Origin of the sequence: Capnocytophaga haemolytica (assembly GCF_001553545.1) — a bacterium.
GTDB lineage: Bacteria > Bacteroidota > Bacteroidia > Flavobacteriales > Flavobacteriaceae > Capnocytophaga > Capnocytophaga haemolytica.
The window spans coordinates 172,315-197,064 of the sequence record NZ_CP014227.1; the positions used below are offsets into that span (position 1 = coordinate 172,315).

Genomic DNA, 24,750 nt, shown 5'->3' on the forward strand with positions numbered 1-24,750 from the left:
CCTAAATGCTAAACTGAAAACGTATATGGAAAGAAGACGTGTAGTAGTTACAGGAATAGGGGCACTTACCCCGATTGGGAATACTGCCTCGGCGTATTGGGAAGGCTTGGTGGCTGGCAAAAGTGGTGCTGCGCCTATTACCCACTTTGACGCTTCAAAGTTTAAGACTCAGTTTGCTTGTGAAGTAAAGGGCTTTAATGTTGAGGATTTTATCGACAAGAAGGAAGCGCGCAAGATGGATAAGTTCACTCAGTATGCGATGGTAACTGCCGATGAGGCGGTGCGCGATGCGAAGATTGACCTTGAGAAGGTGGATCACGACCGTGTGGGAGTTATCTGGGGATCGGGTATTGGTGGTTTGGAGACTTTCCAGAATGAGGTGATCGCCTTTGAAAGGGGTGATGGCACACCGAGGTTTAATCCGTTCTTTATCCCTAAGATGATCGCTGATATTGCCTCGGGACTTATCTCGATGAAGTATGGCTTTAGAGGTCCGAACTTCACGACTGTATCGGCGTGTGCTTCGGCTGCCAATGCGATGATTGACTCGCTCAATTACATTCGCTTTGGCTATGCGGATATGATCGTAACGGGAGGCTCGGAAGCTGCGGTAACCATTGCGGGTATTGGCGGATTCAATGCGCTGCACGCACTTTCTACTTTTAATGAAGATCCATCAAAGGCTTCACGCCCTTTCGATGCTGCCCGTGATGGGTTTGTGCTCGGTGAGGGTGCAGGAGCGATTATACTTGAAGAATATGAGCATGCGGTGGCACGTGGGGCTACTATCTACTGCGAATTGGCAGGGGGTGGACTCTCCGCCGATGCTTACCATATGACGGCGCCTCACCCTGAGGGCTTAGGAGCTAAGAATGTGATGCTCAACTGCATTAAGGATGCAGGTGTAGGCATAGACGAGGTAGATGCGATCAATATGCACGGCACCTCTACCCCACTGGGCGACCTCGCTGAGACAAAAGCGGTATTGGAGGTGTTTGGGGAGCACGCATATGATATTAACATCAACTCTACCAAGTCAATGACTGGGCATTTATTGGGTGCTGCGGGTGCTATCGAAGCCGTAGCCTCTATCTTGGCGATTAAGCACGGTATAGTGCCGCCTACTATCAACTTTGAACACCCTGATGAGAAGATCGACCAACGCCTTAATTTTACCTTTAATAAGGCTCAGAAACGCGATGTGAAGGTTGCGATGAGCAATACTTTTGGCTTTGGAGGTCATAACGCTTGTTTGCTATTTAAAAAGACAGTGTAAGGAGTTGTGATAAACTTTAAGAAAATATTTAATATCTCCCGTCTTACTTCAAGGAAGAAAGACGGGGTTTTTTATTTGAAGATTAAAACGCTTTTGGGCTTTGAGCCTAAGCGTTTATCGCTTTATAGTGAGGCTTTTACGCACCCCTCATATCAGTATCAGAAGGAAGGACGCAAGAGCTACGAACGTTTAGAATTCTTAGGGGATGCCATACTGGGGGCGGTAATTGCTGATTATATCTTCACTAATGCCCCTCAAGAGGATGAGGGCTATCTCACTAAAATGCGCTCAAAGATCGTAGAGCGACGCAACCTCGATCAATTGGGGGAAGAGCTCAATCTCTTGGGCTTTTTGCGTACGAAACTCTCACCAAGGCAACTCGGCAATCATATCAATGGAAACCTCTTTGAGGCATTGGTAGGGGCTATTTACTTGGACAGGGGTTACAAAGCGTGTTTTGAGTTTATTGAGCGTAAACTAATTATACCTAACATCAACATTAAGAGCTTAGAGGGAAAAGTAATCAGCCATAAGAGTCTGCTTATCGAATGGTGCCAAAAGCACAAAAAAGACTTCTCGATAGAAGCTGAGGAAGATAACGAAGACTGCTCAGGCTCAAAATACTTTAAGGCAAAGGTGGAAGTCAATGGGTTAGGCATTAGCAAAGCACGGGCTACCTCAAAGAAGAAGGCAGAAGAGCTTGCCGCTAAACGGCTGTGTTACAAGATTGAAGGTAAGTATCGCAAAATAGATGTGAAATGAAAATAGTACTTTTATCGGACACACACGCTTACATTGATGAGCGAATGCTGCACTACATCGCTCAGGCAGATGAGGTGTGGCACTGTGGTGACTTTGGTTCGCTGCAAGTGATTGAAGCTATTGAGGCAGTCAAGCCGCTCAGGGGCGTTTATGGCAATATTGACGATGCTACTATCCGCAGCGCATTCCCTGAGGTAAACTGCTTCACGGTGGAAGGTGTAAAAGTGCTGATGGTGCACATTGGTGGTTATCCTAATAAATACACGCCCTTAGCTAAGCAATACATTGAGAAAGAGCACCCTAAGCTATTTATTTCAGGGCACTCGCACATCTTAAAGGTGATGTACGACAAGAAATACCAACTACTGCACCTCAACCCTGGTGCCGCGGGGCTTCACGGGTGGCAAACGGTGCGCACAATGCTGCGCTTTGAGCTCAATAAGGGCGAAGTAAAAAACTTAGAGATTATTGAATTGAGCGGCAAAAAATAAGCACTTAAAGCGGTAATGATCCTCTCTAAGTGCTTGTTGATATATAAAAAACTTATTATTTTCTTCCGTAACCTATTTGGATATACTCAAAACCTTTTTGAGGAAGGTTGAAAGAGTTATACTGATTTCGTCCGTCGAAGATTACTTTTTCTTTGAGGAGCTTAGCAACTTCATCAAAGTCGGGTGAGCGGAACTCTTTCCACTCAGTGAGTAGAATCATTGCATCGGCTTCTTTAAGTGCATCATATTTACTTTCGACATAATCCACAGGGACGTCTTTGAGGTAGCAAGCCTTTGCCTCGTACACTGCCTTGGGGTCGTAAGCGCGAATGTGCGCTCCTCGCTTGGCTAATTCCTTGATAACGTAGATAGCAGGTGCCTCACGCATATCATCAGTTTCAGGCTTAAAAGAGAGCCCCCAGACGGCAAAAGTGCGCTCGCGGAGGTCTTCACCAAAGCGTGCGATTACCTTCTGAGCTATGACGTATTTCTGACGATTATTCACATTGTCAACAGCGGAAATGAGCTCTGCCTCGTAATGTACTTCTTCGGCTAACTTCTTCAATGCTAACACATCTTTTGGAAAGCAAGAGCCTCCGTATCCGCATCCTGGATAGATAAAGCTATAGCCAATGCGTGTATCCGAGCCAATTCCAATGCGTACCTTATTGACATCGGCACCAACGCGCTCGCAGATGTTAGCTATTTCGTTCATAAAAGAGATTTTTGTAGCGAGCATCGCATTGGAAGCGTACTTGGTCATCTCTGCCGAACGGATATCCATCGCAATAAAGCCGTCGTGCTGCATAAAGAAAGGCGCATAGAGGGTACGCATCTTCTTAAAAGCAGCTTCACTCTCAGCGCCTATAACCACCCTATCGGGCTTCATAAAATCAGGGACAGCCTTGCCTTCTTTAAGAAACTCAGGGTTAGAGACTACCTCAAAAGGGATGTCTACACCACGCTTCTTAAGGGCAGCAGCAATGGTGACTCGTACCTTATCGGCAGTACCCACGGGCACCGTTGATTTATCAACGACGATGAGCTCTCCCTGCATCACCTCTCCAATTTGCTTTGCCACTGACAACACATATTGCAAGTCGGCTGAGCCATCATCGCCCATAGGGGTGCCTACGGCGATAAAAGCTATTTCAGCATTGTGGAGCGCTTCGCCAAGCTCTGTGGTGAAAAAGAGGTTCTTACTGGCTACATTGCGTTGCACCATTGCCTCTAAACCTGGTTCGTAAATGGGGACAATCCCCTCGCGGAGGCGTTGTATTTTGTGCTTATCGACATCTACACAGGTAACACTATTGCCCATTTCAGCAAAGCAAGTGCCTGATACTAAGCCTACATATCCTGTGCCTATCACTGCTATTCTCATATATTCAGTTGCTAAATTTCGGCAAAGATACAATTTTATTAGAAATACTAACGCTATGAGATAGACAAATCTTCTTATAGAGAAGTGTTTATTCAAAACTTTTATATACTTTTGCAAAAAATTTATCACTAATGAAATTAAAAAACACAATCGCTGTGTGTGCCTTAGCCTTGGCTACGGTATGCACCACTGGTGAGCTTTACGCTCAGAAGAAACAAGTAAAGAACCAGAGCCCTAAGGCTATGACTTCTGCTAAGAAGGCAAACCCTTACGGCAATCCTTCGGACGTAAAAGCCGAAGCAGGAGCTTTTAAGCTCGTAACGCTACCTTACGCTTACGATGCTGTCGACACTTATATCGATGCCGAAACAATGTTCATCCACTTTTCAAAGCACTACGTGGGCTATCTGAACAATCTCAACAAGGCTGTGGAAGGCAAGCCACAAGCGAAGCAATCTATCGAAGAAGTGCTTAAAACAATGGATATGAGCAATGCTGCCCTACGAAATAACGCAGGTGGATATTACAACCATACGCTTTATTTTGGGCTTATTTCGCCTAAAGGGGGTGGAGAACCTACTGGGGCATTAGCAGAGGCTATTAAGCGTGATTTTGGCAGTTTTGAGAATTTTAAGAAGGCTTTTTCAGATGCGGGTGCGAAACGCTTTGGATCGGGCTGGGCTTGGCTTGTGGTGAAAGATGGCAAGCTGCAAGTGGTAAGTACTGCCAACCAAGATTGTCCATTGATGCCTAATTTGGAGGTATCAGGGACGCCTATCCTTGCAATGGATGTGTGGGAGCACGCTTATTACTTGAAATATCAGAATAAGCGCGGTGACTATATTGCGAACTTCTTCAACGTCATTGATTGGAACAAAGTAGCTGAACTTTACCAATCAGCTAAATAGTTTTTAGAAGATATAGAAAAGGCTGGTAAGAGTGGTTTTTAAAAACACTTTTACCAGCCTTATCTTTATATATGTGTTTTACTGTATCATCGCCCAGAGTTTGTCTTTTAACTGTGCGATGCCTTTCCCTGATACTGATGAGATAAATAGGAAAGGTGTACCTTCTAACTTGTCTTTAATATCTGCTTTTATTGCCTCTGTAAGCTCTTCATCGAGCATATCGCTCTTGGAGATAGCTATCAGCCGCTCTTTGTCCAACAACTCAGGGTTGTACTCCGATAGTTCATTGAGCAATACGTGGTACTCCTCTACGATGTCCTTACTATCAGCAGGAATGAGGAACAATAGCACCGAATTACGTTCTATATGGCGGAGGAAGTAATGCCCCAAACCTTTGCCTTCTGCAGCCCCTTCGATAATACCAGGGATATCAGCCACCACAAACGACTTATAGTCTCTGTATTCCACGATGCCTAAGTTAGGCTTCAGCGTGGTGAAAGGGTAATCACCAATTTTGGGTTTAGCAGAGGTAATCACTGAGAGCAGGGTTGATTTCCCAGCATTAGGAAAGCCTACAAAGCCCACATCAGCAAGCACTTTAAGCTCTAAGAGCAGCTCGCGCTCTTCACCAGCAAGCCCTGGCTGTGCATAGCGCGGCGTTTGATTGGTAGCCGTGCGAAAGTGCCAATTGCCTAAGCCACCTTTGCCACCACGCAAGGCGATGAGCTCTTGCCCATCTTCGGTGATCTCAAGCAGTATTTCCTCAGTCTCAGCGTCTTTTACGATGGTACCCAGTGGTACCTCCAAGTATACATCTTCACCATCGGCACCTGTGCTACGGTTAGCTCCACCACTCTCGCCGTGCCCCGCTTGGAAATGCTTTTGGAACTTGAAGTGAATGAGTGTCCATAGGTTTTTATTGCCGCGTATGATGATATGCCCCCCTCTGCCGCCATCGCCCCCATCAGGGCCTCCCTTAGCAATAAATTTTTCGCGATGTAGGTGCATAGACCCCTTGCCCCCGTTGCCAGAGGCGGCGTAAACCTTTACGTAGTCGGTGAAATTGCCTTCGGTCATTAGCCTTTAATGGTGTCGATAGTGTCGGATAGGCGCTTGGTGATCTCTTCAATGGTGCCAATACCATCTACGGAGTGATATTTACCCTGCTTTTTGTAGTAATCCATCAGAGGGGCAGTCTTCTCGTTGTATTCCACAAAGCGGTTGCGTATTTTGGTTTCATCCTGATCGTCAGCACGGCCGCTTACCTTTCCGCGTTCTACGATGCGCTTTACGAGTACTTCATCGTCAGCCTCTAAGGCTACGGTAGCGCGGATACTCATTCCTTTGCCTTCTAAGAAAGCGTCTAAAGCCTCTGCCTGTGCTATGGTGCGTGGGAAACCATCAAAGAGGAAGCCTTCTGCCTCAGGGTTCTTTTCCACTTCCTCTTGCAGCATTTGTATGGTTACTTCATCAGGCACTAAATCCCCGCGATCGATATACGATTGTGCCAGCTTGCCGAGCTTAGTGGCGTTACTGATGTTATAGCGGAAGAGATCTCCTGTGGAGATATGCACTAAGTTGTATTTGTCTTTCAGGAAGGCTGCTTGGGTGCCTTTGCCAGCCCCAGGTTTGCCAAAGAGTACGATATTTGTCATTGATGTGTTTAATTGATATACTTGCGGAAGATTTCGTGCCAGCCCATCGAAATCGAGCCCGTAGCCGAGAATAAAGCGGTTAGGGATAGGTTTGCCCACATAGTCTATTTTAAGTGTTTTTTTATAAGCATCAGGCTTAAAGAAGAGCGTAGCGATGCGCAGTGAGGCTACCTTCTTATCTTCAAAGATGCGGTAGAGTTCCTCCAAGGTGTTCCCCGTATCGATAATGTCTTCGAGAATCACCACATCACGCCCTTCTACATCTACATCTAATCCGATGAGTTGCTTTACCTTACCCGTAGAATGCATACCTTGATAGGAAGACATTTTCACAAAGCTAATTTCGCAGTCGGCATTGTAGTGGCGGATAAAGTCGGCAGCAAACATAAAAGCCCCATTAAGCACTACCACAAAGAGCGGCACGCGCCCATCTAAGTCGGTGCGCACTTCGCTTGCCAAACGCTCGGCAATCTCTTGCAGTTCGTCAGCAGTAACGTAAGGCTCAAAGGCTTTGTCGCGTATTTTAATGATTTCCAATTTTATAAATGTTTAATGATTGATAATATCAGTTTTTAGGACTAAAAGCAGCCAACTAAGGCAGCGTTTCTCCTACGGCAATATCACATCTATGTCCTGGTTGCCCGTGTGGTGGATTGGGTTTGCCTGAGAAACCTTCTTCTGTAACCCCCACTTTGCGTCCGTTGGGGTCAGGTGGAATAACCACTTGTTGTTGTGTTACTGTGGGTTGTGCCCCTTGTGAAGCTGCTTGTGCTACGGGCTTACTACTCAGTGGCGCGCCTACAGGAATATCACAGCGGTGCCCTGGCTGTCCGTGAGGTGGATTGAGTTTTTCACCTTTCTTGCCCACGTAGGTGGGCTGCGACTGTGCTACCTGCACGTATTGCACCTGAGTGCCATCTGAAACCGCAGGCATTGCTTCGCCTTGCCCCACAGGGCGCGCTTGTGAGGAGGCTTGTGCGATCACATTGCTATCATTAGGCAGCGGTGCCCCCACAGCGATGTCGCAACGGTGCCCTGGCTGCCCGTGAGGAGGATTGAGCATTACGGTAGTTTGAGGCGCCTGCACCTGCCGTTGTGAAGGTGTTACTTGACGCAAAAGCTCCTTGGGTTCAGCGCTCTTATCGCGTTGTGCTTCAGCTATCTCAGTATTGGCTGCAGCATCAGCGTCAACGGTGATTTCTTCATTATTGTTGCTTTTGCAGGCTATTAATGTGAGCCATACAAGAGCAGGGATAGTAATCTTTGTATTCATTAATATGCGTTTTCTTTTTGAATTATTTGGCAAAGGTACGGCTATTTTATTTACTGACAAAATAAAATTAATAAAATTTTTTACTTATAGAAGTTTGCCCTATAAAAGCACAAAACGAGGGGTTATAAGGTCATTTCTTCCTCACTATACCAAAAAAGACAGCTCTTAGTGGGCTGCCTTTTTTGTTTTTTAGTTAGTGAAAGAAATAATAATTTACTTTTTAGTGTTGAGTTTTTTAGTGTAGTGATATACACTGTGTGTCATTAATAATTTAATAATAAAGTTATAGAACAGCCTCCCCTATTTGGGTGTTTGGGGAGACTAAAAGTGTATGTATTAGTGATGATTTTAATGTGATGATAGGTAGTCGGCAACACCTTTACGGTCAGCGTGCATAGCCTCCTTACCTTCTTGCCAGTTGGCTGGGCACACCTCGCCATATTGCTGTACGTGAGCGTAAGCGTCTACCAAACGAAGGTACTCACTTACATTGCGCCCTAATGGCATATCGTTGATACTTTCGTGGAACACCTTCCCATCCTCATCAATGAGGTAAGTAGCACGGTAGGTAACGTCGTCGCCTTCATAGAAATATGCATTAGCAGCCTCGTCATATATCTCTTCTGCGTCGAGAATACCAAGTGTGCGTGCCAGATTGCGGTTAGTATCAGCCAGTAGCGGATAAGTTACCCCTTCAATACCTCCCTGTTTCTTAGGGGTATTAAGCCAAGCGAAGTGCACTTCGGCAGTGTCGCAAGAGGCACCGATCACCTTTACATTGCGCTTTTCAAACTCAGCAAGAGCTGCTTGAAAAGCGTGTAGCTCTGTCGGACATACAAAAGTGAAATCCTTTGGATACCAGAACAGTAAAACTTTCTTTTTATTGTTTACTGCTTCTGCAAATACATTGATTTTAAATGTTTCGCCCAAATCATTCATCGCGTTTACTTCGATATTGGGGAATTTCTTTCCTACAAATGACATATATTCTTGTGTTTTTTGATCTTGTTTTCGGGTGCAAAAGTAGGGCGTTTTCTTTAGGAGGAAAGTGTTATTTGATTGAATTAACTTATAGAAAGATAAGTTTTCATTATATTTTTTACAAATAGCTGATTTTCATACTTATAAATAAGTTACTTTCTTTCAAATAGCTCACAAAAATAAGAGCACAAAGGAGATAAATTCTCCTCTGTGCTCTTGTACTTTACACTGATGATAAACAAGTAATCCGCATTAAAAATAAAAATCAAGGTCTTTGAGCAAAGGTGCGTCTTTATCTTTCTCAGATAGGATGATATCGCTGTGGGGAATATGCCAATCAATGGCGATAGTGGGGTCGTCCCAGCGCAGGCTTCCTTCGCTTGTGGAGGCGTAATAGGCATCGCATTTGTATTGGAATATTGCCTCTGGACTGAGCACCACAAAGCCGTGAGCAAAGCCGTGAGGAATGAAGAATTGGCGTTTGTTATCCTCGGTGAGCTCTACGGCGGCGTACTTGCCAAAGGTGGGCGAGGCTTTTCGCAAATCAACGGCTACGTCAAGCACAGCACCTTTCACCACGCGCACGAGCTTGGCTTGGGTGTGGGGTGGTTTCTGAAAGTGGAGCCCGCGTAGCACCCCATAGCTCGATTTCGACTCGTTGTCCTGCACAAAACGCACATCGCACACCTGCTCGGCGAAACGCTGCTGCGAAAACGACTCAAAGAAATAGCCACGCGCATCGGCAAACACCCGTGGCTCAATAATCACTACACCTTCTAAGGCGGTTTTAATCACATTCATCTATTCTTGCTTTACTTCTTCTTTTACCTCATCGGGTTTCACCTCTTCGGTAGGTTGCACTTCTTCCTGCACCTCAGGTACTACTTCTTTTTTGCTCTTCTTAGGCGTTCTGGTGCCCTTCATTCGGGTGATTCTCTCAGAGATTAAGTCGCCCGTAATAAAGTCGATGCTGGGCTGTGTATACGATTTCTGATAGGTTTTAAGTGCCTTCTTGTTGTCGCCCGTCTTCTCGTAGTATTCAGCTAAGAAGAAATCGGGCATAGCGGTTTTGAAGTAGCCGTTATCGCCGACGTATTTAGCCAGCTTTTGCAGCGACTCCCAATCCTGTGAGCGCGTAATGGCAGTGTAGGTAGCCATCACATCGTTGAGCGTAGGTTTCTTCTTTACCCCGAGGTAGTCGTAAATGGTTTGGTATTTCTTTTCTAAGTAATCAAAGATGCCCGTTTCAAGCGGCTCTATCTTGGTTTTGAACTCCTTGCCACCGATAGGCTTATAGATGTCAAAGCAATAATCGAGCGCGCGAGCAATACCGTTGAGGTTTACTGCATTGATGGAAAGGTTTTTAAACTCTTCAAAATAGTAATTGACGGTAGCGTGCACGGGCATAGTGCGGATACTTTTCTCGAGCTGCACCACGCGCTCGTAGTTCTTTTTATTTTCAACATCGGTAGTCGCCATATAGTAAACAATGCGGTGGTTTGAGCCTGCTGCCAAAGCCTGTGCTATTTCCTCGCCAATGCGTGGTGTGCCTATCGGATTGAGGCTCACGAAGAAGTTAAAAGTAGGCTTTTGCTGCAAGAGATAGTAATTTGCCAAAAAGCCTGCCTCGTCAGTAGCGATAATCCCTTTGAGGCTCGCTATGGGGAACTTCCCTTGGATGTAAGGCACTAACTCTGCCGACACAAATTCAAAGAAGCGCGCCGACTCGTTCATAGGGTGGGCTACCTCATCGATGATGGTTACATCCTCAGGGTTGGCATCAATCACCCCAACGACGATGCACTTAGGCATATCGCCATAGCCCTCGTAGTAGCGCACTGCCGACACCACAGGCTCCATCAGCGTTTCTGCCCCGAGCACTACCAACAGTGGATAGGTGTCCTTGTCGGAGTATTTTTCGGGTTTGTAAATAGCGATCTTCTGCTTGCGGTTAAGTCTACCCGAAGAGAAGGTCTCGGTAGTAATCTGTGAAAAGGCATTTTGCCCCATCACCAAAAGGATGAATAGTGTTATTAATTTCTTCATCAGTGGTATTATTTTTTTGTTAGAAAGCTACAAAAGTAGTAAGAATAATTTACGTAGTATGTTTTTTTAAGAATATTTAACATTTCTCAGACGGCTACCGCTGCCTTAATCGTAGGGTAAGGATCGTAGCCCTCGAGGGTGAAATCGGCGTAATCGAAGCTGAAAATATCGGTCTTTGCTGGGTTGAGGTGCATCGTGGGCAACTTGCGTGGCGTGCGGCTGAGCAATAGGTCGACCTGCGTGCGGTGGTTGTTGTAGATATGCACATCGCCAAAAGTGTGGACAAAATCGCCTAACTGCAATCCGCACACTTGGGCGAGCATCATTGTCAGCAGGGCATACGAGGCGATATTAAAGGGCACCCCGAGGAAGGCGTCGGCACTGCGTTGATAGAGCTGGCACGAAAGGCGTCCTTCGGCTACGTAGAACTGAAATAGCGCGTGGCAGGGCGGCAGTGCTGCTTTGCCATTGGCGACATTCTCGGCAAAGCTCTTTGAGGTGTCGGGCAACACCGAGGGGTTCCACGCCGTAACGATAATGCGGCGGCTGTCGGGGTTCGCCTTGAGGGTGTGCACCACCTCACTGAGTTGGTCAATGCCTTCGCTGTTCCAATTGCGCCATTGGTGTCCGTACACGGGTCCTAAATCGCCCTGTGCATCCGCCCACTCGTTCCATATACGCACACCGTGCTCGGTGAGATAGTTGATGTTGGTATCGCCTTTGAGGAACCACAACAACTCGTATATCACCGATTTGAGGTGAATCTTCTTAGTGGTTAGCAAAGGGAAGCCTTGGTTGAGGTCAAAGCGCATTTGATAGCCGAAGACGCTGGTGGTGCCTGTGCCCGTACGGTCGTCCTTTGAATAGCCTTTTGTTAAAATATACTTTAATAAATCGTGATATGCCTGCATAATATTCTTTTAATGAGCGCGCAAAAGTACTAATTTTTTAGTTATTGTGCAAATTAAGCCATCTCTATTCCAAAGGTAAACACATCAAATGCAACACGCACAAACCTCCTCATATCACTAACGATCAATCAGATACAACAACACCCATTACACGCTCATCATAGGTTGGCAAAAATACCATCACAAAATTTTTGCAGATAATGAATTATTTTATACTTTTGCAGCATCTTTTTAACAATACCACAACACAACATCATCCCTCAACATTCTAACCACTAAACACTCATCCCTAACCCCTCTCCATAGGAGGAACCTAAGAGCAAGGTAAGAGGAAGGTAAGAGCAACTACGGTTGCAATACGGTACCAGTACGGATGCAACACGGACTTTCCTCCTAACTAAAAAGGAAGTATTTTAGTATTATTATGAATTACATATTATTCAATTACAAGTCGATTTTGATAAGAATATGGTAAAAATCAATTTGATTTAGCTTCCACCTTTACTACCTCCCCATACAACACAACCTCCAACGTTCCTTTATCAACTTCAAAAGACACCTCTGGTCTCTGTCCTCTGGTCTCTGATCTCTGCTCTCTGCCTTCTGATCTCTGACCTCTGATCTCTATCTTAAGTATTTGATTTCTAAAGTTTATTTTGAAAGAATAGCCTTGCCATTCCTTGGGCAGGATAGGTGCAAAGTGCAGTTTACCATCTTTTACACGCATACCTCCAAAGCCCTCAACAACGCTCATCCAAGTGCCCGCCATTGAGGTGATGTGTAGCCCTTCGTGCACTTCGTGGTTATAGTCGTCGAGGTCAAGGCGTGCCGTGCGTAGGTATAGCCAATAAGCATCATCTTCTTTACCCAAGCGCGCTGCAAGAATGCTGTGTACACAAGGCGAGAGCGACGACTCGTGCACCGTAAAAGGCTCGTAAAACTCATAATGCCGCCTGAGTGCCTCCTCGCTGAAATCATCCTCAAAGAAGTAAAAACCCTGCAACGTATCCGCCTGCTTGATGTAAGGTGATCGCAATATCCTATCCCACGACCAATGCTGATTGATAGGTCTTTGCTCTGTAGGGATCACACTTGTAGGCTTCAGTTCCTTATCTAAGAAACCCTCTTGTTGCAAATAAACGCCATACTTTTCAGAATAAGGATAATACATCTCCTCAGCAATCCGTAGCCAGCCCTGCACCTCCTTTTCAGTAACCCCCAACCGCTCTCTGACCTCTGACTCCTCAAAGCTCAAAGCTCGTAGCTCAAAGCTCGCGTAGCGCAAGCACCACGCCGCAATATAGTTTGTGTAAAAGTTGTTATTGACGTTATTCTCATACTCATTAGGCCCCGTAACCCCCAAAATAACATACCGCTGCTTCTCTTCAGAGAAGTTTACCCGCTGTGCCCAAAAGCGTGCAATGCCCACCAGCACATCAATGCCCTTCTCTCGTAGATAATCCCTATCACCTGTGTAACGCACATAGCGGTCTATGGCATAAGCGATTGCCCCATTGCGGTGTATCTCCTCAAAGGTGATTTCCCATTCATTATGGCACTCCTCTCCATTCATCGTTACCATAGGATAAAGAGCCGCACCCCCCGTAAAACCTAACTTCTCAGCATTGGCAATCGCCTGTGGCAACTGATTGTACCGATATTCCAGCAGCTGCCGCGCCACCACCTCATTCTTAGTTGCAGTGTAGAAAGGCATACAATAAGCCTCCGTATCCCAATAGGTGCTACCACCGTACTTCTCGCCCGTAAAGCCCTTGGGACCTATATTCAGTCCCTTACCGCCGAGGTAGGTTTGATTGAGCTGAAAGATATTAAAGCGTATTGCCTGTTGTGCCTTCACATCGCCCTCGATGGTAATGTCAGCCCGCTCCCATATTGCTGCCCAATCGTGCTGTTGCTGAGCGAGCAAGCCATCAAAGCCCAAGTTTACAACCGCTTGTACGCGCTCCTTGGCTATGGTGAGTAGGTCTGTATCGCCGTATTTAAAGGACGACACATAACCTCCGAACTTTTCAAGATAGACCGTATCCCCCACAGACACTTGGGTGAGGTAGTTCAACGATATGTAGGTATCTGTATGATGGGGCTTTATAATGGTTTCTTCTCCACTCCACACTTCCGTCCGCTGAAAGGTAACCACCTTAAAGTCAGTCTTCTTTGTATGTGTGGTGATAAACGCCCTTTGCCCCGTTAGTTTTGTTTCATCAGTCTCCCAAAAGTGTTCTTCCCAATTGCTATCGTGGTTAGTAATGCCACTATCCAAATAGGGTTCAAAGCGAATGGCTACCGCCTCGCCTTTGGGAGCTATAAGGGGCGTAACTTCATAGCGAATCGCCCCCAAATCATCGTGGGACAGACTCAAAAAGCGCGTTACCTTTACCGCTACTTCTACCCCATTGTGCAATACCACTACAAAAGTCCGCCGATAGACGCCCTCTTTCATATTGAGTTCACGGCGGAAATAGCGCACTGTGGCACAAGTATTCAGGTCTAAGGGTTCTCCATTGATATACACATTGATACCGATCCACGAAGGAGCGTTGAGCACCTTGGCAAAATACTCAGGATAACCGTTTTTCCACCAGCCTACTTTGGTTTTATCAGGGTAATACACCCCACCGATATAGCTGCCTTGGAAACTCTCACCACTGTATAGCTCCTCAAAAGTCGCGCGCCCACCGTGCGTACCGTTGCCCAGCGAGAAGATACTCTCACTGCGTGTAACCCGCTTAGGGTCAAAGCCCTCTTCGATGATACACCACGGATCGGGCAATATATAATCTTGATGCATTCTATGAATTGTTTTGAGGCTACAAAGGTACAACTTTTTTAGAGAATTAGAAATAAGAAAAGTAGAAAAAAAGCGAGAAGCAAGTAGCATTTAGCTCACTACTTGCTTCTCGCTGCTTATATCTCAGTTCTTGCCTTATCTCACCACTTCAACCCAGCGACCTTCGGTGCGGGTGTTGTAGCGGGCATTGTACATTGCCTCGCCATAAGTGCCTGGCAGGTAATAACGCCCTGCATACGAAGCGTTGAGCTTGAGCTGTATGCGCTTGGTTTGTTGCGCCCCAAGTGATAGGTAATAGCTGGCTCTATCGTCACGGAAGTCGGCGTAATCAATAAGAGTGTTTTCACTGCCTTCGTCGTAATCGGTAAAGCGCGTATTGACGATTTCCCAGCCCGAAGGGATGAGCTGCGTTAGGGCAATATTCTCTACCCGTTCGCCCGTGAGGTTGCTTACCTCAATCACGGCGACAAACTCCGTGCTCTGTCGCAGGTGCCCTACATCGAGGCTTTCGCCCTTAGCACTGCGGAAGCTCGTCCTTATCGAAAGCCCGTTCTGCATCACCAATTCCTTACCCACAGGCAGCTGTCCGCTGGAAATAAGGCGTACATAGAGTGTCTGTTGTGCGTTGTTCTTCACGCTCAGCGGTTGTTTATCGCCCTTGGTAGGCAGCACTATGCTCGTCATAGGCGTTTTCGAAGTGATCTGTTCCGTCTTACCGCCAAAGGTATACGAGGCGTTGAACGTCTTCCCGCTTTTGTTGATGGCAGCGTATTTAGCCATAGCGTAGAGGGCGTAAGCGGTGGTTTGGGTGCTCATCCAGTCGTTGGAAGAGAGCTTATCGGCAATCTCAAGAGCCCAACGCCCTGCGTCCTCACGCTTACCGATCAGCAGTGCAGTCTCCAAAGCCATTGCCTTATTGCGCACCACCGAACCGTAGTAATAGCCGCTATCTTCCTCTAAATTGAGCGTATTGAAGAGCTTTTGTGCGGTTTGTTTTTGTCCAGCGAGGGCATAGGCCGCAGCGAGCATACGCTTGCCGTTATCCGAGAGGTCGTCGATTTCGCGTAAACGGTTCATTGCCCCTACATTAGGATTGCCTGCCAAAGCCAAAGTGTAAAGGCGGTAGGCTTGTTCAAAATCATTTTGATAGCGTGCGTTGTGCATCCAGCTGCGCGCCTCGTTGTTTTGATAGTTGAGCCATTGCTGCTTGCTATCCGATGGCAACACATAGCCTTTTTTCTCGGCTTCGACAAAGAACTGACCGATGTACGAAGTTACCCACGCATCGGCGTATTTACCACCTTTCCAATAGGTGAAACCACCATTGCTGAGCTGGTTTTCGTGGAGCTTGCTAATGGCTGCCATCACATTGCGACTTACCTCGTCCTTGCGCTGCTGTGAGAGGTTTACAAAATCGCCCAAGAACAGCTGTGGAAATGCCCCAGAGGTAAGCTGCTCGCCACAGCCGTGAGGGTAGGCGATGAGATAGCCCAAGCGGCTCTCTAAATTTACCCCAGGGAAGGACGAGATTTCGAGCACGGTCTTAGCCTTATTGCCGAATACCGAAGTCTCTAACTGCGCTGATTTACCAGCACTGAGCACCGCATTTTGGGTGTAATAAGTGATAGGGTTAGGGTTGTACACGTCCATTTCCACCTCATAAGTAGCGCGTTCGCCTGCGGAAGTAGCGGTAATCTTCACTTTGCCCAAGCCCTGACCTACGGTTTCTATTTCAAAGTAAGCCATCTGCTCGCCAATGCTACTGAAATGCAGTCCTTGCGATTTGCCACCGACCACTTTAAACTTGTCGTTGGTTTCTACCGACACGGTTACGTCCTTAATCTTGCGTTCATTGGCAAATACGGTTACGGGCAGCACTATCTTCTCACTTGGTGTTGCCTTACGAGGCAGTGAACCGAGTATCGACAGCGGACTTATCACAGGGATATCCTTCTTCTCAGCACTACCATAGGCGTTGTTTCTCACATCCGAAGCTACTACCATCACGCGTGCCGAACCCATATAGTTTGGCACCTCGATCGTATGGGCATTCGCACCCCCTTTCTTAAGCTCAAACGGACCTTTGAAGATCACAAAAGGCTTAAAGCGATTGGCTTTCTGAGCATCAGCACCGCCTAAGTCCTCATCACCACCAATACTAAACGCCTGATTGATGGTGCCTCCATACGCCCCGATGATGTCGTTGTACACATCCCACGTCTTCACACCCAAAGCCGTCTTAGTGAAGAATGTGTTCCAAGGGTTAGGTGTCTTAAAGCGGGTGAGGTTTAGCAGTCCGTCTTCCACAATAGCAAGGGTGTAGGTCATTGGTTTGCCGTTCTTCTCACTGATTTTAATGGTTGCTTTTTTCTGAGGGAGGAGCTTATCGGGCATATTGATCACAGGGGTAAGCTGTGTGCTCTTATCCACCACCGTAATAGGCGTTACCCCGTAAAGGCGTATAGGGGCATCGTTCACGGTGCGCGCGTGAGGCTGCAAGAGCGTTACATAGAGATAGACATTAGGTGCCATTTTTGCGGTAATAGGCACCTCGTAAGTGGTTTCCTTCTCACGAGTTTCCACCCAATAAGTAGAGAGCACATCGTTGCCGTTCTCTACAGAAATCAACGCGCGCCCTCCTTTATCCGAAGGGAAAGAGATCTTAGCCTTCTCGCCTACTGAGTACTCTTTCTTGTTAGTACCCAGTGAGAGCATCACCGCATCGTCGTTTGAAGTGTTGCGCGACTTGCCCGACCAGTCGCCCCAATCGAAGTAAGCCGTGGTGCCGCACTTGTGCCCACTATCAGTGTCGGTGAGCATTATAAAGTAACGCCCCCAATCGCTATCAGGAATGTTCAAGTCAAAACGTGCCTTACCACTGCCATCGGTAACGATCTGCTTTGTGAGATAAATAGCGTTGCTACTGCTGCTATTGTAAGTAGAGATATTTTGGTTAGAGGCGTCCCACCACCAGTTCCAGCCTACTTTGTAGATAGTAACATTGATGGTTTTATTGCGCAATGGGCGTCCTTCGTCGGTGAGGGCTACGGCATCAAAAATATGCTTTTTATTTGTGTTGTAGTAGCCGTACTTATCCTCTTCGGGCAAGCGTAGACCTACATATTCATCAAAAGGAGAGAACTTTGCCGAACACACATCGGTGCTGAAGTCGCCTCCACTTTCATTAGCCTGAGTGAGGAAGTTTACTTTGAGCATCCCAGGGGCTTGCAGTTCACCACCTTTGAAGTAGAAGTTCACATTGCCAGCTCCATCGGTTCTGCCTTCGAATACGGGCACTTCTTCACTCTCAAACTGAAAGGCTTTATTGCTAAACACATATTTTTCGTAGCCTTTAAATGCCGTTTCCATAGGGTAGAACTTCGCTTTTACATTTACCCCCGTGCTTCCCGCAGGTGCGCCGTGTAGCCATAGCACTTTCAGGTGTGCGTTGCTACCGCTGGCAGGAATGAGTTTTCCCGCTAAGCTGTTCTCAATTTTTAGGCGGTTAGGCTTGATGGTTTCAATCTTTATATTCTTATGGAACTTCGCAGCTCCTACTGTGATGGCTACCGTCCACGCCCCCGTAGGTGCATCGGGTGAGGTTTTTAGCCCGAAGACGTACTGATTGGTAGGGTTGCTGGTTTGCATACGCTCTGCAAATACCTTTCCGTAAGGATCGGTAAAGCGCAATTTGACAGGTAGCTTTTCGGGTGTTTTCTGGGCAAAATCATTGAGGATAAAGCCCACATAGATGCTGTCGCCAGGGCGCCACACTCCGCGCTCGGTGTAGATAAACCCATTTAAGCCCTTTTGGAGCTTGAGCCCATCGACATCGTACTTGCTCACCGATTGTGGTGCGCCGTCGTCCATCTTTACGTAAGTGGTAAACTTGTCCTTCTTCACCTTTGCAAAATACGCACGGCGCGATAGGGCAAAGGTAGCAATCCCCTCTTTATCCGTTTTTGCCTCTTGCACTTTCTGCTGTTGATAGTCGTAGACCTCCACAAGGGCACCGCTCACAGGCTCAGTGGTGAGGATGTTATTGACCACCACGGTGTAATTGTTGGTCTGCCCCTTCTTTACGATCACTCCCAGATCGCTTGCCAAGATGTTAGTAGCAATTTCCCTACCGTAGTAATACGACTCTTCGCAAGGGTTATCGCTTCTATCCCAATAATAATCCTCTTCGTAATCATCGTAGGAGGAGTTGCCGTCCTTGTCGTCGTCGGAATCAAGAGGTAGACTTTCAAACGATAGGTCTAAAGGCTCTTTCTCGCTGCCACAACCGTAGAGCGAATAGTTCTTCTGCATACTGAGTTCTACGCGATAGATAGCCCCAGGCTCGGGGGTAATCACCGAGGAGAGGTCGAGCGAATAGGTATTCCACTCGCGCAGTGGGAAGAGTGCGCTATCGGTGAGCTGCAACACTTTGCGTGCAATAGGGCGACCCACACGGCGTATGCGGAAACCGCCATCGTAGTTGTTATCTTGAAGGAATTGGAAGATGTTATTCTCATAAATGCGGTACACCGTAACGTTCACTGCACGCAGGTTGATGGCTTGGAAGTTGATCTTTAAGTTCTGCGAGCTCGGCAGGATGGTACCGCTTTTCACAAAGCGCAGTTCAGGCTTCTGCTGACTGAAAGTGAGCTTAAACGACACGTCTTTGCCTATGCGATTGCCATAGATATTACGCACACCTGCAAAGATATAGGCAGTATACTCACCCTCCTTGCTCTCTTCGCGGTATACTTTCAGCACATTGCCATTTACGCTGTACTTCAATGCCGTATTGGTGTCGCTGAGGGTTACCAAGCCTGTGAAATCTTGATCTTTCTCCAAAGGGTCGGAGAAGTTTACCAAGAACTGATTGTTAGTGCCGCGCTCAGGACGCACGCTTACCACCTTAAAAACGCCCTTCTGTGGGATGTTAAACCCAAAAGGCACGAGCTTCTCCTCTTTAACATCCTTGGCGTTCCACTTCACTTCCAAACGCTGCTGTTTATCGCCACGGGGAATACTGTCAAAAATGATGTTAAAGCGATTGCTCAGCCCATTGCCCTGCACCTTTACGGCTACCTTCTTGCCGCCAACGGTGGCTGTGATGAGGCTTTTGGCTTTCTCAGGGCTAATCAAATCGTTGGAGAGCAGTTCGCCACTGAGGAAGTAGAGCGTTTTGTTATAACTCTGCAATTCGCCCTCGGTGATGCGATAGCCTTCCTCTAAGGTTTTCACGGTGAAGTTGAACACTGCTAACTCATCTTTGCTCACCTTTCCGTAGAGCTTCTTCACGTTGAACGACACCTTATACTCTGTGTCCTGCGACAGTGGTTTTTCGGGTACAAAACTCACCTCTGAAGGGTTGTTGCACACCACTTTCCCTTTTACGCTGGGCGAAACCTCAAAGAGGTCGAGATTGGGCACTTGTGCGATCTTATCCTTAGGGATAGGCTTATTGAGCACCACCCTAATAGGTGCGTGAGCCGATATGAGCCCACTGCTAAAACCTGAAATGTAATCCTTAAAAGCCAGCGGATTACTGTTGAAATTTACGTCTTTCTTGCACGCAAAGAGCGCCAAGAGCATTACCAAACAAAGGCTTAGTCGTTTCATAGTTGAATGTATTTATCGGGGGCAAAGATACATCTTTTTTCGAAATATAAAATGCAAAAAGTGAAAAATATTTGTAAAAAAAAGAAAACCACCTCTTCCGAGATGGTTTAATTTACCAAATGAAATATTTTTAAAATTCTATATCGTAATAATCAATACTGTTGTAAGGATGTGGTCCATTTTCTTGTGTGATATGTATTCTATCAATTTTTCTATACAGAATTTCAGGAGCAGAACCATTTTTCCATTCAGAAGCAAAGAATTGGATATCTTTCCCTTGGTCAAATTCACCTGATAAATTTTGCCCGTTGAAATGTAAGAAATATTCTTGCTTATGCCATTTAGAAGAACTTAGGAAATTCATATTAGGAGCACCTCCGTCCTCAAATCTAAAATAAAAAACATTTCTAAATCTATTGCCTTGTTGTTCTACTTTCGTCCAAGCCTTTACTTTTGCTACATCGAAACGGAATTCGTAAGGAAGCACAGTGATGTCTTTCTCCTTATCCTTATTACCATCAACTCTCTTATAAAAGCTAAAAGGAATTTCATAAGAACCAGCTTTCTTAGGAATGATATAGACCTTATAAGTATCTGCCTTGTAATAGGTGATTGCATAAGTAAGGATGTCTACTTTTGGAGCTTTTTGTCCTTCTCCTACATATGCTAACATTTCATAATCTTTAACTGGGTTGTTATAATATGCAGAAGATTCTATTGTCTGAGGTTTTATATACTCAACTTCCTTACCTGTATTATCTTCTAAATCAGTAATGGTAAATTCAAGTTCAATATGTTCTCCAAGCTTTACGTTCTCTAGCTTCTTTGTCTCTGTAACTAATGGTTTAAATGTTACACTTACTTTTGGAGTGTCATCGCCTCCACTGTCTTTACTGCAAGCGGCTAAACCAATAACCACACTTGCTAAAATTAAAAACATCTTTTTCATTGTTAAATTCTTTTATAATGTTTAATGCTGCAAAGGTACAAAATATATTTTACCCCCCCGTTTTAACAAAACTTTAACACTTTTTACAGCTTTGCCCCGCTCAAAATCCTACTTTTACCCTTGCTTTACCCAAAGACACAACAACAAAGCAGGCTACCCCTCAATGAGATAGCCTGCTCTCTATAAATTATAAACTAATCACTATTCGCTAACCTAAGGTACTTGCCTAAACTCTACCTCTTTATCAGTCTTGTCAACAATCAATATCTGAGCACTTTGGGCACTGTAACCCAAATCCTTACCCTCACTAACAGCGTATTTCAGAAATATACCTCCGTTGTAAGTGCGCTCCATTGCTCTTATAGTAATTTTTACTTCTTTCTCACTGGCAGGCGCTACAATTGCCAGCACTGTTTTTTTGCTAAAATCAATCGCTGTAGGGCGAGAAGTCATCGTAGTTGCCCCACCAAACACCTTGTCAAATTCCTCTTGATTGTCAATCTTTAAGGTTTCCACTTCGCTGTTCTGATAAGTGTTGTTCACAAAATAATTCTCTGCGTAAGCATAGCTCACCGCATTCTTACTATTGCCACACGAAGTGAGCGTCATAGCCAGTACTACCATACTAATCATTAATTTTTTCATTGTACAAAATCTTTTTAATTACTCGGCAAAAGTACAATATTCTTGCCAAACTACCAAACAAATCCAAAATTAATTAGAATTTTGCTTAAATCCTTGTACTGTATGTCTTTCACACCCTCCCTTTCTACTCTCCCCTGCCTACAACAGCCATACCTCCACAGCCTTGATTTTTGTATCAAGACAAAAGAAGTTAAATTAAAGAAAACCAACTAATTTTGAATATATCAATTGCTAAGAATCAAAATTTAAAAACTGCTTTATTGTTAATTAAAAATTATTTTATACTTTTATCTCCAATAAACGAAGAAAAATAGATTTTTGCATATATCACCACAAAAATGAAAACACTTTTTACCTTACTTGGAGCTCTGACAGCCTTTACTTGCGTAGCTCAAAAAGACGTTACCAAAACGCTCTTTATCTCGAATCACGACCAAGACAATCCTAAGAAAATCGCTGAGTTCTTTGAAAACAAACACGATACGATTATCGATTTTAAGGGTAAAACACTCAACTGTAAAGGTACTACCCTGCCTTTTGTCTTTCAAAACTGCCAGCGCATCACCTTGCGCAATCTCACTATAGACTTTGACCTGCCACACCTTCGCCAGCTCACTATCGTGAAGGTAAACAAACGCAAAGGCTATTGCTTGGCGCGTATTACAAACCCAGATTATTACGCTATTCGTGAGGGTAAACTGCATCTCTTTGGCGATGCAGCAGTGGCAGGAGGCAATTATGATTACGTGCCTGAAGTGGCGATGGCTTTCTCGCCTGATGGACACTTAGCCTATCGCCGCCCCAATGTGGATTTCTCCGTGCAACGCATCTCTGAGGTTGAAAAAGGCTTGCTCAAGATAGAAGGCTGGAGTCAAATTCCCTTTACACGTATCGGGGAGCGTTTTGCACTGCGCAATTACCAGCGCCCCACCCCTGCTATTTTCATCGATGGCTGTAAGGATATACGTTTAGAACATATTACAATCCGCTATGCGTGGGGTATGGGGGTGCTTGCTCAGATGTCGGAAAATATTACTCTTGACAGTGTTACAATAGGTATTGCCTCAACAACTGACCCCGCACAAAAGCGTTTTTTTACCACTCAGGGAGACGCAACGCATTTCTCTGGTTGTAAGGGATTGATCCTCTCTGAAAATGGACTCTATGAGGGAATGGCTGATGATGCTATCAATGTACACGGCACTTACTTACGCCTCACTGAGCGCATAGATAATCATACAGTACGCGCGCGTTATATGCATCCACAAACTTACGGCTTTAAGTGGGGAGAAGTAGGTGATACACTCCAAATCATACGCTCCAAAACAATGGACATTGTAGACACAGGCTACAAAATCACAGCTATAAAAGCAGTAGACGCCCCCTCTGATTTTGGAACAAAGGAGTTTGAAATACAGGTAGATAGACCGCTTCCTACTTTTGAAGAAGGCGAAAGCTACGGACTGGAAAACCTCACTTGGACACCTCAAGTCATCTTCAGAAACAACATAGTGCGCAACAACCGTGCACGGGGGGCGCTCTTTAGCACCCCGCGAAAAGTGCTCTGTAAGAATAATGTCTTTGACCATACCCACGGGGCGGCAATCCTCCTCTGTGGCGATTGCAATGGCTGGTACGAAACGGGGGCTTGTCGCAATGTAACCATAAGAGGCAACCGCTTTATCAATGCCCTAACAGCTAACTACCAATTCACCAATGCCATTATCTCTATTTACCCCGAAATCCCTGACTTAGTACATCAGAAAGGCTACTTTCACTCAGGCATCACCATTGAAGACAACACCTTTGAAACCTTCGACGAGCCCATACTCTATGCCAAATCCGTCGACGGACTTGTATTCAAAAACAACAAAGTCATCAAAAATAAAGCCTATAAACCTTTCCATAACAATAAGAAACCCATCTTATTAGAACGTGTTATCAACAGCAAAATAGAAGACATCTCTTATTAAAGAGGAACCTTCATAAATAAAGGGGCTACCTGAGTTTTTCAGATAGCCCCTTAGTTTATGAAACTACTGGCTCAAACGCCTACTTCAATTTTGCGTTGTTATGATGCCTATCGTGATCGCGTTGTGTCTTCTTCTGCATCTTTTTGTCAAAAGCCTCTTGTAGGTCAATCCCTGTTTGGTTAGCCAAGCAAAGCACTACGAACACCACATCAGCAAGCTCTTCCCCCAAGTCCTTATTCTTATCACTCTCCTTCTCCGACTGCTCACCATAGCGTCGTGCAATGATACGCGCCACCTCACCCACTTCCTCAGTGAGTTGTGCCATATTAGTTAGCTCGTTAAAGTAACGAACCCCGTGTTCTTTAATCCATCTGTCAACTTCAAGTTGAGCACCTTTAATATCCATCGCTTTTTATAATGTTTACTAATTGATTTCTATTTCAAATACTGAGGCTCAAAGTAAGCCACATCGGCAAAATCACCTCTCTGATAACGCTCGGTAGCAAAACGCACCATATCTCTTGCCTGCGGGAAAGCATTCTCTACAAATACCGCATTGGGGTGAGTGCATATCGCCGAAAACTTCTTAGCTCCATCACCCAGAAAGATCACCTTTCCTTCATTGAGGTACTCCGAATAGCTATCCGCATCGAGTATTTTAGCCTCTGAAGGCGATACAAACTCGTAACGATCATTCAGCACTGCTGAATACACCTCCATACGGCGCGCATCTATCATCGGGATGATACACCTTCCTTGCACCTGCGAGGCTAATATCTGCAACGTGGGGATGGCTATCAGAGGCTTCCCTAAGGCAAAACACAAGCCCTTTGCCGTAGCCACGCCTATGCGCAAACCCGTGTACGAACCCGCTCCTCCACTGACGGCAATCGCATCCAAATCGCCCAAAGAAACACCCGCCTGCGGAAGTACCTCCTCAATAAACGTGTGCAAATGCTCCGAGTGTGTGAACTTACCTGTGTTCTCCGACTGCTCCGCTAGCAACTCCTCACCACGCGACACCGCCACTGAGCAGTTCACCCCCGAAGTTTCTATATATAATATTGTCATTGT

General features: G+C 45.7%; 19 protein-coding genes. 5 read left to right on the forward strand and 14 right to left on the reverse strand.

The genetic code is table 11. The features are described from left to right. The first annotated feature begins 25 nt into the window (after positions 1–25). From fabF to AXF12_RS00820, 3 genes are read left to right on the forward strand one after another with little or no spacing between them, the layout of a single operon-like run. Entirely contained in the window at positions 26–1,276 is a 1,251-nt protein-coding gene (gene fabF / locus AXF12_RS00810) for a beta-ketoacyl-ACP synthase II (RefSeq protein ID WP_066427733.1), read from the forward strand. Between the two features lie 6 nt (positions 1,277–1,282). Then, the gene (rnc, locus tag AXF12_RS00815; protein WP_066427734.1) at positions 1,283–2,038 is read left to right on the forward strand and encodes a ribonuclease III; all 756 of its coding nucleotides are present in this window, start codon (positions 1,283–1,285) and stop codon (positions 2,036–2,038) included. After that, positions 2,035–2,529 (forward strand): metallophosphoesterase family protein, encoded by a 495-nt coding sequence (locus AXF12_RS00820; protein ID WP_066427735.1) that lies wholly within the window; start codon positions 2,035–2,037, stop codon positions 2,527–2,529. Before rnc ends, AXF12_RS00820 begins: the two co-directional genes overlap by 4 nt. A gap of 55 nt (positions 2,530–2,584) precedes the next feature. On the opposite strand, the gene AXF12_RS00825 is transcribed toward AXF12_RS00820, so the two are convergent. After that, positions 2,585–3,913: a UDP-glucose dehydrogenase family protein gene (locus tag AXF12_RS00825; RefSeq protein ID WP_066427740.1), complete on the reverse strand. Its 1,329-nt coding sequence runs from the start codon at positions 3,911–3,913 to the stop codon at positions 2,585–2,587. A gap of 131 nt (positions 3,914–4,044) precedes the next feature. Here AXF12_RS00825 and AXF12_RS00830 point away from each other — a divergent pair, with 131 nt between their 5' ends. Then, positions 4,045–4,821: a superoxide dismutase gene (locus AXF12_RS00830; protein ID WP_074860850.1), complete on the forward strand. Its 777-nt coding sequence runs from the start codon at positions 4,045–4,047 to the stop codon at positions 4,819–4,821. A 78-nt stretch (positions 4,822–4,899) separates the two neighbouring features. Here the strand turns inward: AXF12_RS00830 and obgE are convergent, their stop codons facing one another. From obgE to AXF12_RS00885, 11 genes are all read right to left on the reverse strand, one after another. Continuing rightward, a complete protein-coding gene (gene obgE / locus AXF12_RS00835) occupies positions 4,900–5,898 on the reverse strand; it encodes a GTPase ObgE (RefSeq protein ID WP_066427741.1) in 999 nt (332 codons plus the stop codon). Continuing rightward, a complete protein-coding gene (locus AXF12_RS11840; protein WP_074860853.1) occupies positions 5,898–7,013 on the reverse strand; it encodes an adenylate kinase in 1,116 nt (371 codons plus the stop codon). Before AXF12_RS11840 ends, obgE begins: the two co-directional genes overlap by 1 nt. Before the next feature lie 55 nt (positions 7,014–7,068). Next, positions 7,069–7,749 (reverse strand): hypothetical protein, encoded by a 681-nt coding sequence (locus tag AXF12_RS00845; RefSeq protein WP_066427743.1) that lies wholly within the window; start codon positions 7,747–7,749, stop codon positions 7,069–7,071. 348 nt (positions 7,750–8,097) lie between these two features. Beyond that, positions 8,098–8,733, reverse strand: a complete 636-nt coding sequence (locus AXF12_RS00850) for a peroxiredoxin (protein WP_066427745.1) — start codon at positions 8,731–8,733, stop codon at positions 8,098–8,100. Positions 8,734–8,982: 249 nt separating this feature from the next. After that, complete coding sequence (gene rfbC, locus AXF12_RS00855) at positions 8,983–9,531, reverse strand: dTDP-4-dehydrorhamnose 3,5-epimerase (RefSeq protein WP_066427747.1); 549 nt, start codon at positions 9,529–9,531, stop codon at positions 8,983–8,985. Further along, the gene (locus AXF12_RS00860) at positions 9,532–10,776 is read right to left on the reverse strand and encodes an alpha/beta hydrolase (protein WP_066427749.1); all 1,245 of its coding nucleotides are present in this window, start codon (positions 10,774–10,776) and stop codon (positions 9,532–9,534) included. An 86-nt stretch (positions 10,777–10,862) separates the two neighbouring features. After that, positions 10,863–11,687, reverse strand: a complete 825-nt coding sequence (locus AXF12_RS00865; RefSeq protein WP_066427750.1) for a thymidylate synthase — start codon at positions 11,685–11,687, stop codon at positions 10,863–10,865. Between the two features lie 478 nt (positions 11,688–12,165). Continuing rightward, positions 12,166–14,496, reverse strand: coding sequence for a family 65 glycosyl hydrolase domain-containing protein (locus AXF12_RS00870; RefSeq protein WP_066427752.1), 2,331 nt, complete (start codon positions 14,494–14,496; stop codon positions 12,166–12,168). A 135-nt stretch (positions 14,497–14,631) separates the two neighbouring features. Further along, positions 14,632–20,109, reverse strand: coding sequence for an alpha-2-macroglobulin family protein (locus AXF12_RS00875; RefSeq protein ID WP_066427754.1), 5,478 nt, complete (start codon positions 20,107–20,109; stop codon positions 14,632–14,634). Positions 20,110–20,239: 130 nt separating this feature from the next. Next, positions 20,240–21,058 carry a hypothetical protein gene (locus AXF12_RS00880; protein ID WP_066427756.1) on the reverse strand — a complete coding sequence of 273 codons (819 nt, stop codon included), beginning with the start codon at positions 21,056–21,058 and terminating at the stop codon, positions 20,240–20,242. A 213-nt stretch (positions 21,059–21,271) separates the two neighbouring features. Beyond that, positions 21,272–21,703: a hypothetical protein gene (locus AXF12_RS00885; protein ID WP_066427757.1), complete on the reverse strand. Its 432-nt coding sequence runs from the start codon at positions 21,701–21,703 to the stop codon at positions 21,272–21,274. 338 nt (positions 21,704–22,041) lie between these two features. Here AXF12_RS00885 and AXF12_RS00890 point away from each other — a divergent pair, with 338 nt between their 5' ends. Beyond that, positions 22,042–23,676 (forward strand): right-handed parallel beta-helix repeat-containing protein, encoded by a 1,635-nt coding sequence (locus AXF12_RS00890; protein ID WP_066427760.1) that lies wholly within the window; start codon positions 22,042–22,044, stop codon positions 23,674–23,676. A gap of 79 nt (positions 23,677–23,755) precedes the next feature. Here AXF12_RS00890 and AXF12_RS00895 read toward each other — a convergent pair whose 3' ends face one another. Continuing rightward, positions 23,756–24,082, reverse strand: coding sequence for a nucleotide pyrophosphohydrolase (locus AXF12_RS00895; protein ID WP_066427761.1), 327 nt, complete (start codon positions 24,080–24,082; stop codon positions 23,756–23,758). 29 nt (positions 24,083–24,111) lie between these two features. After that, positions 24,112–24,747, reverse strand: a complete 636-nt coding sequence (tsaB, locus tag AXF12_RS00900; RefSeq protein ID WP_066427763.1) for a tRNA (adenosine(37)-N6)-threonylcarbamoyltransferase complex dimerization subunit type 1 TsaB — start codon at positions 24,745–24,747, stop codon at positions 24,112–24,114. Positions 24,748–24,750 lie beyond the last annotated feature (3 nt).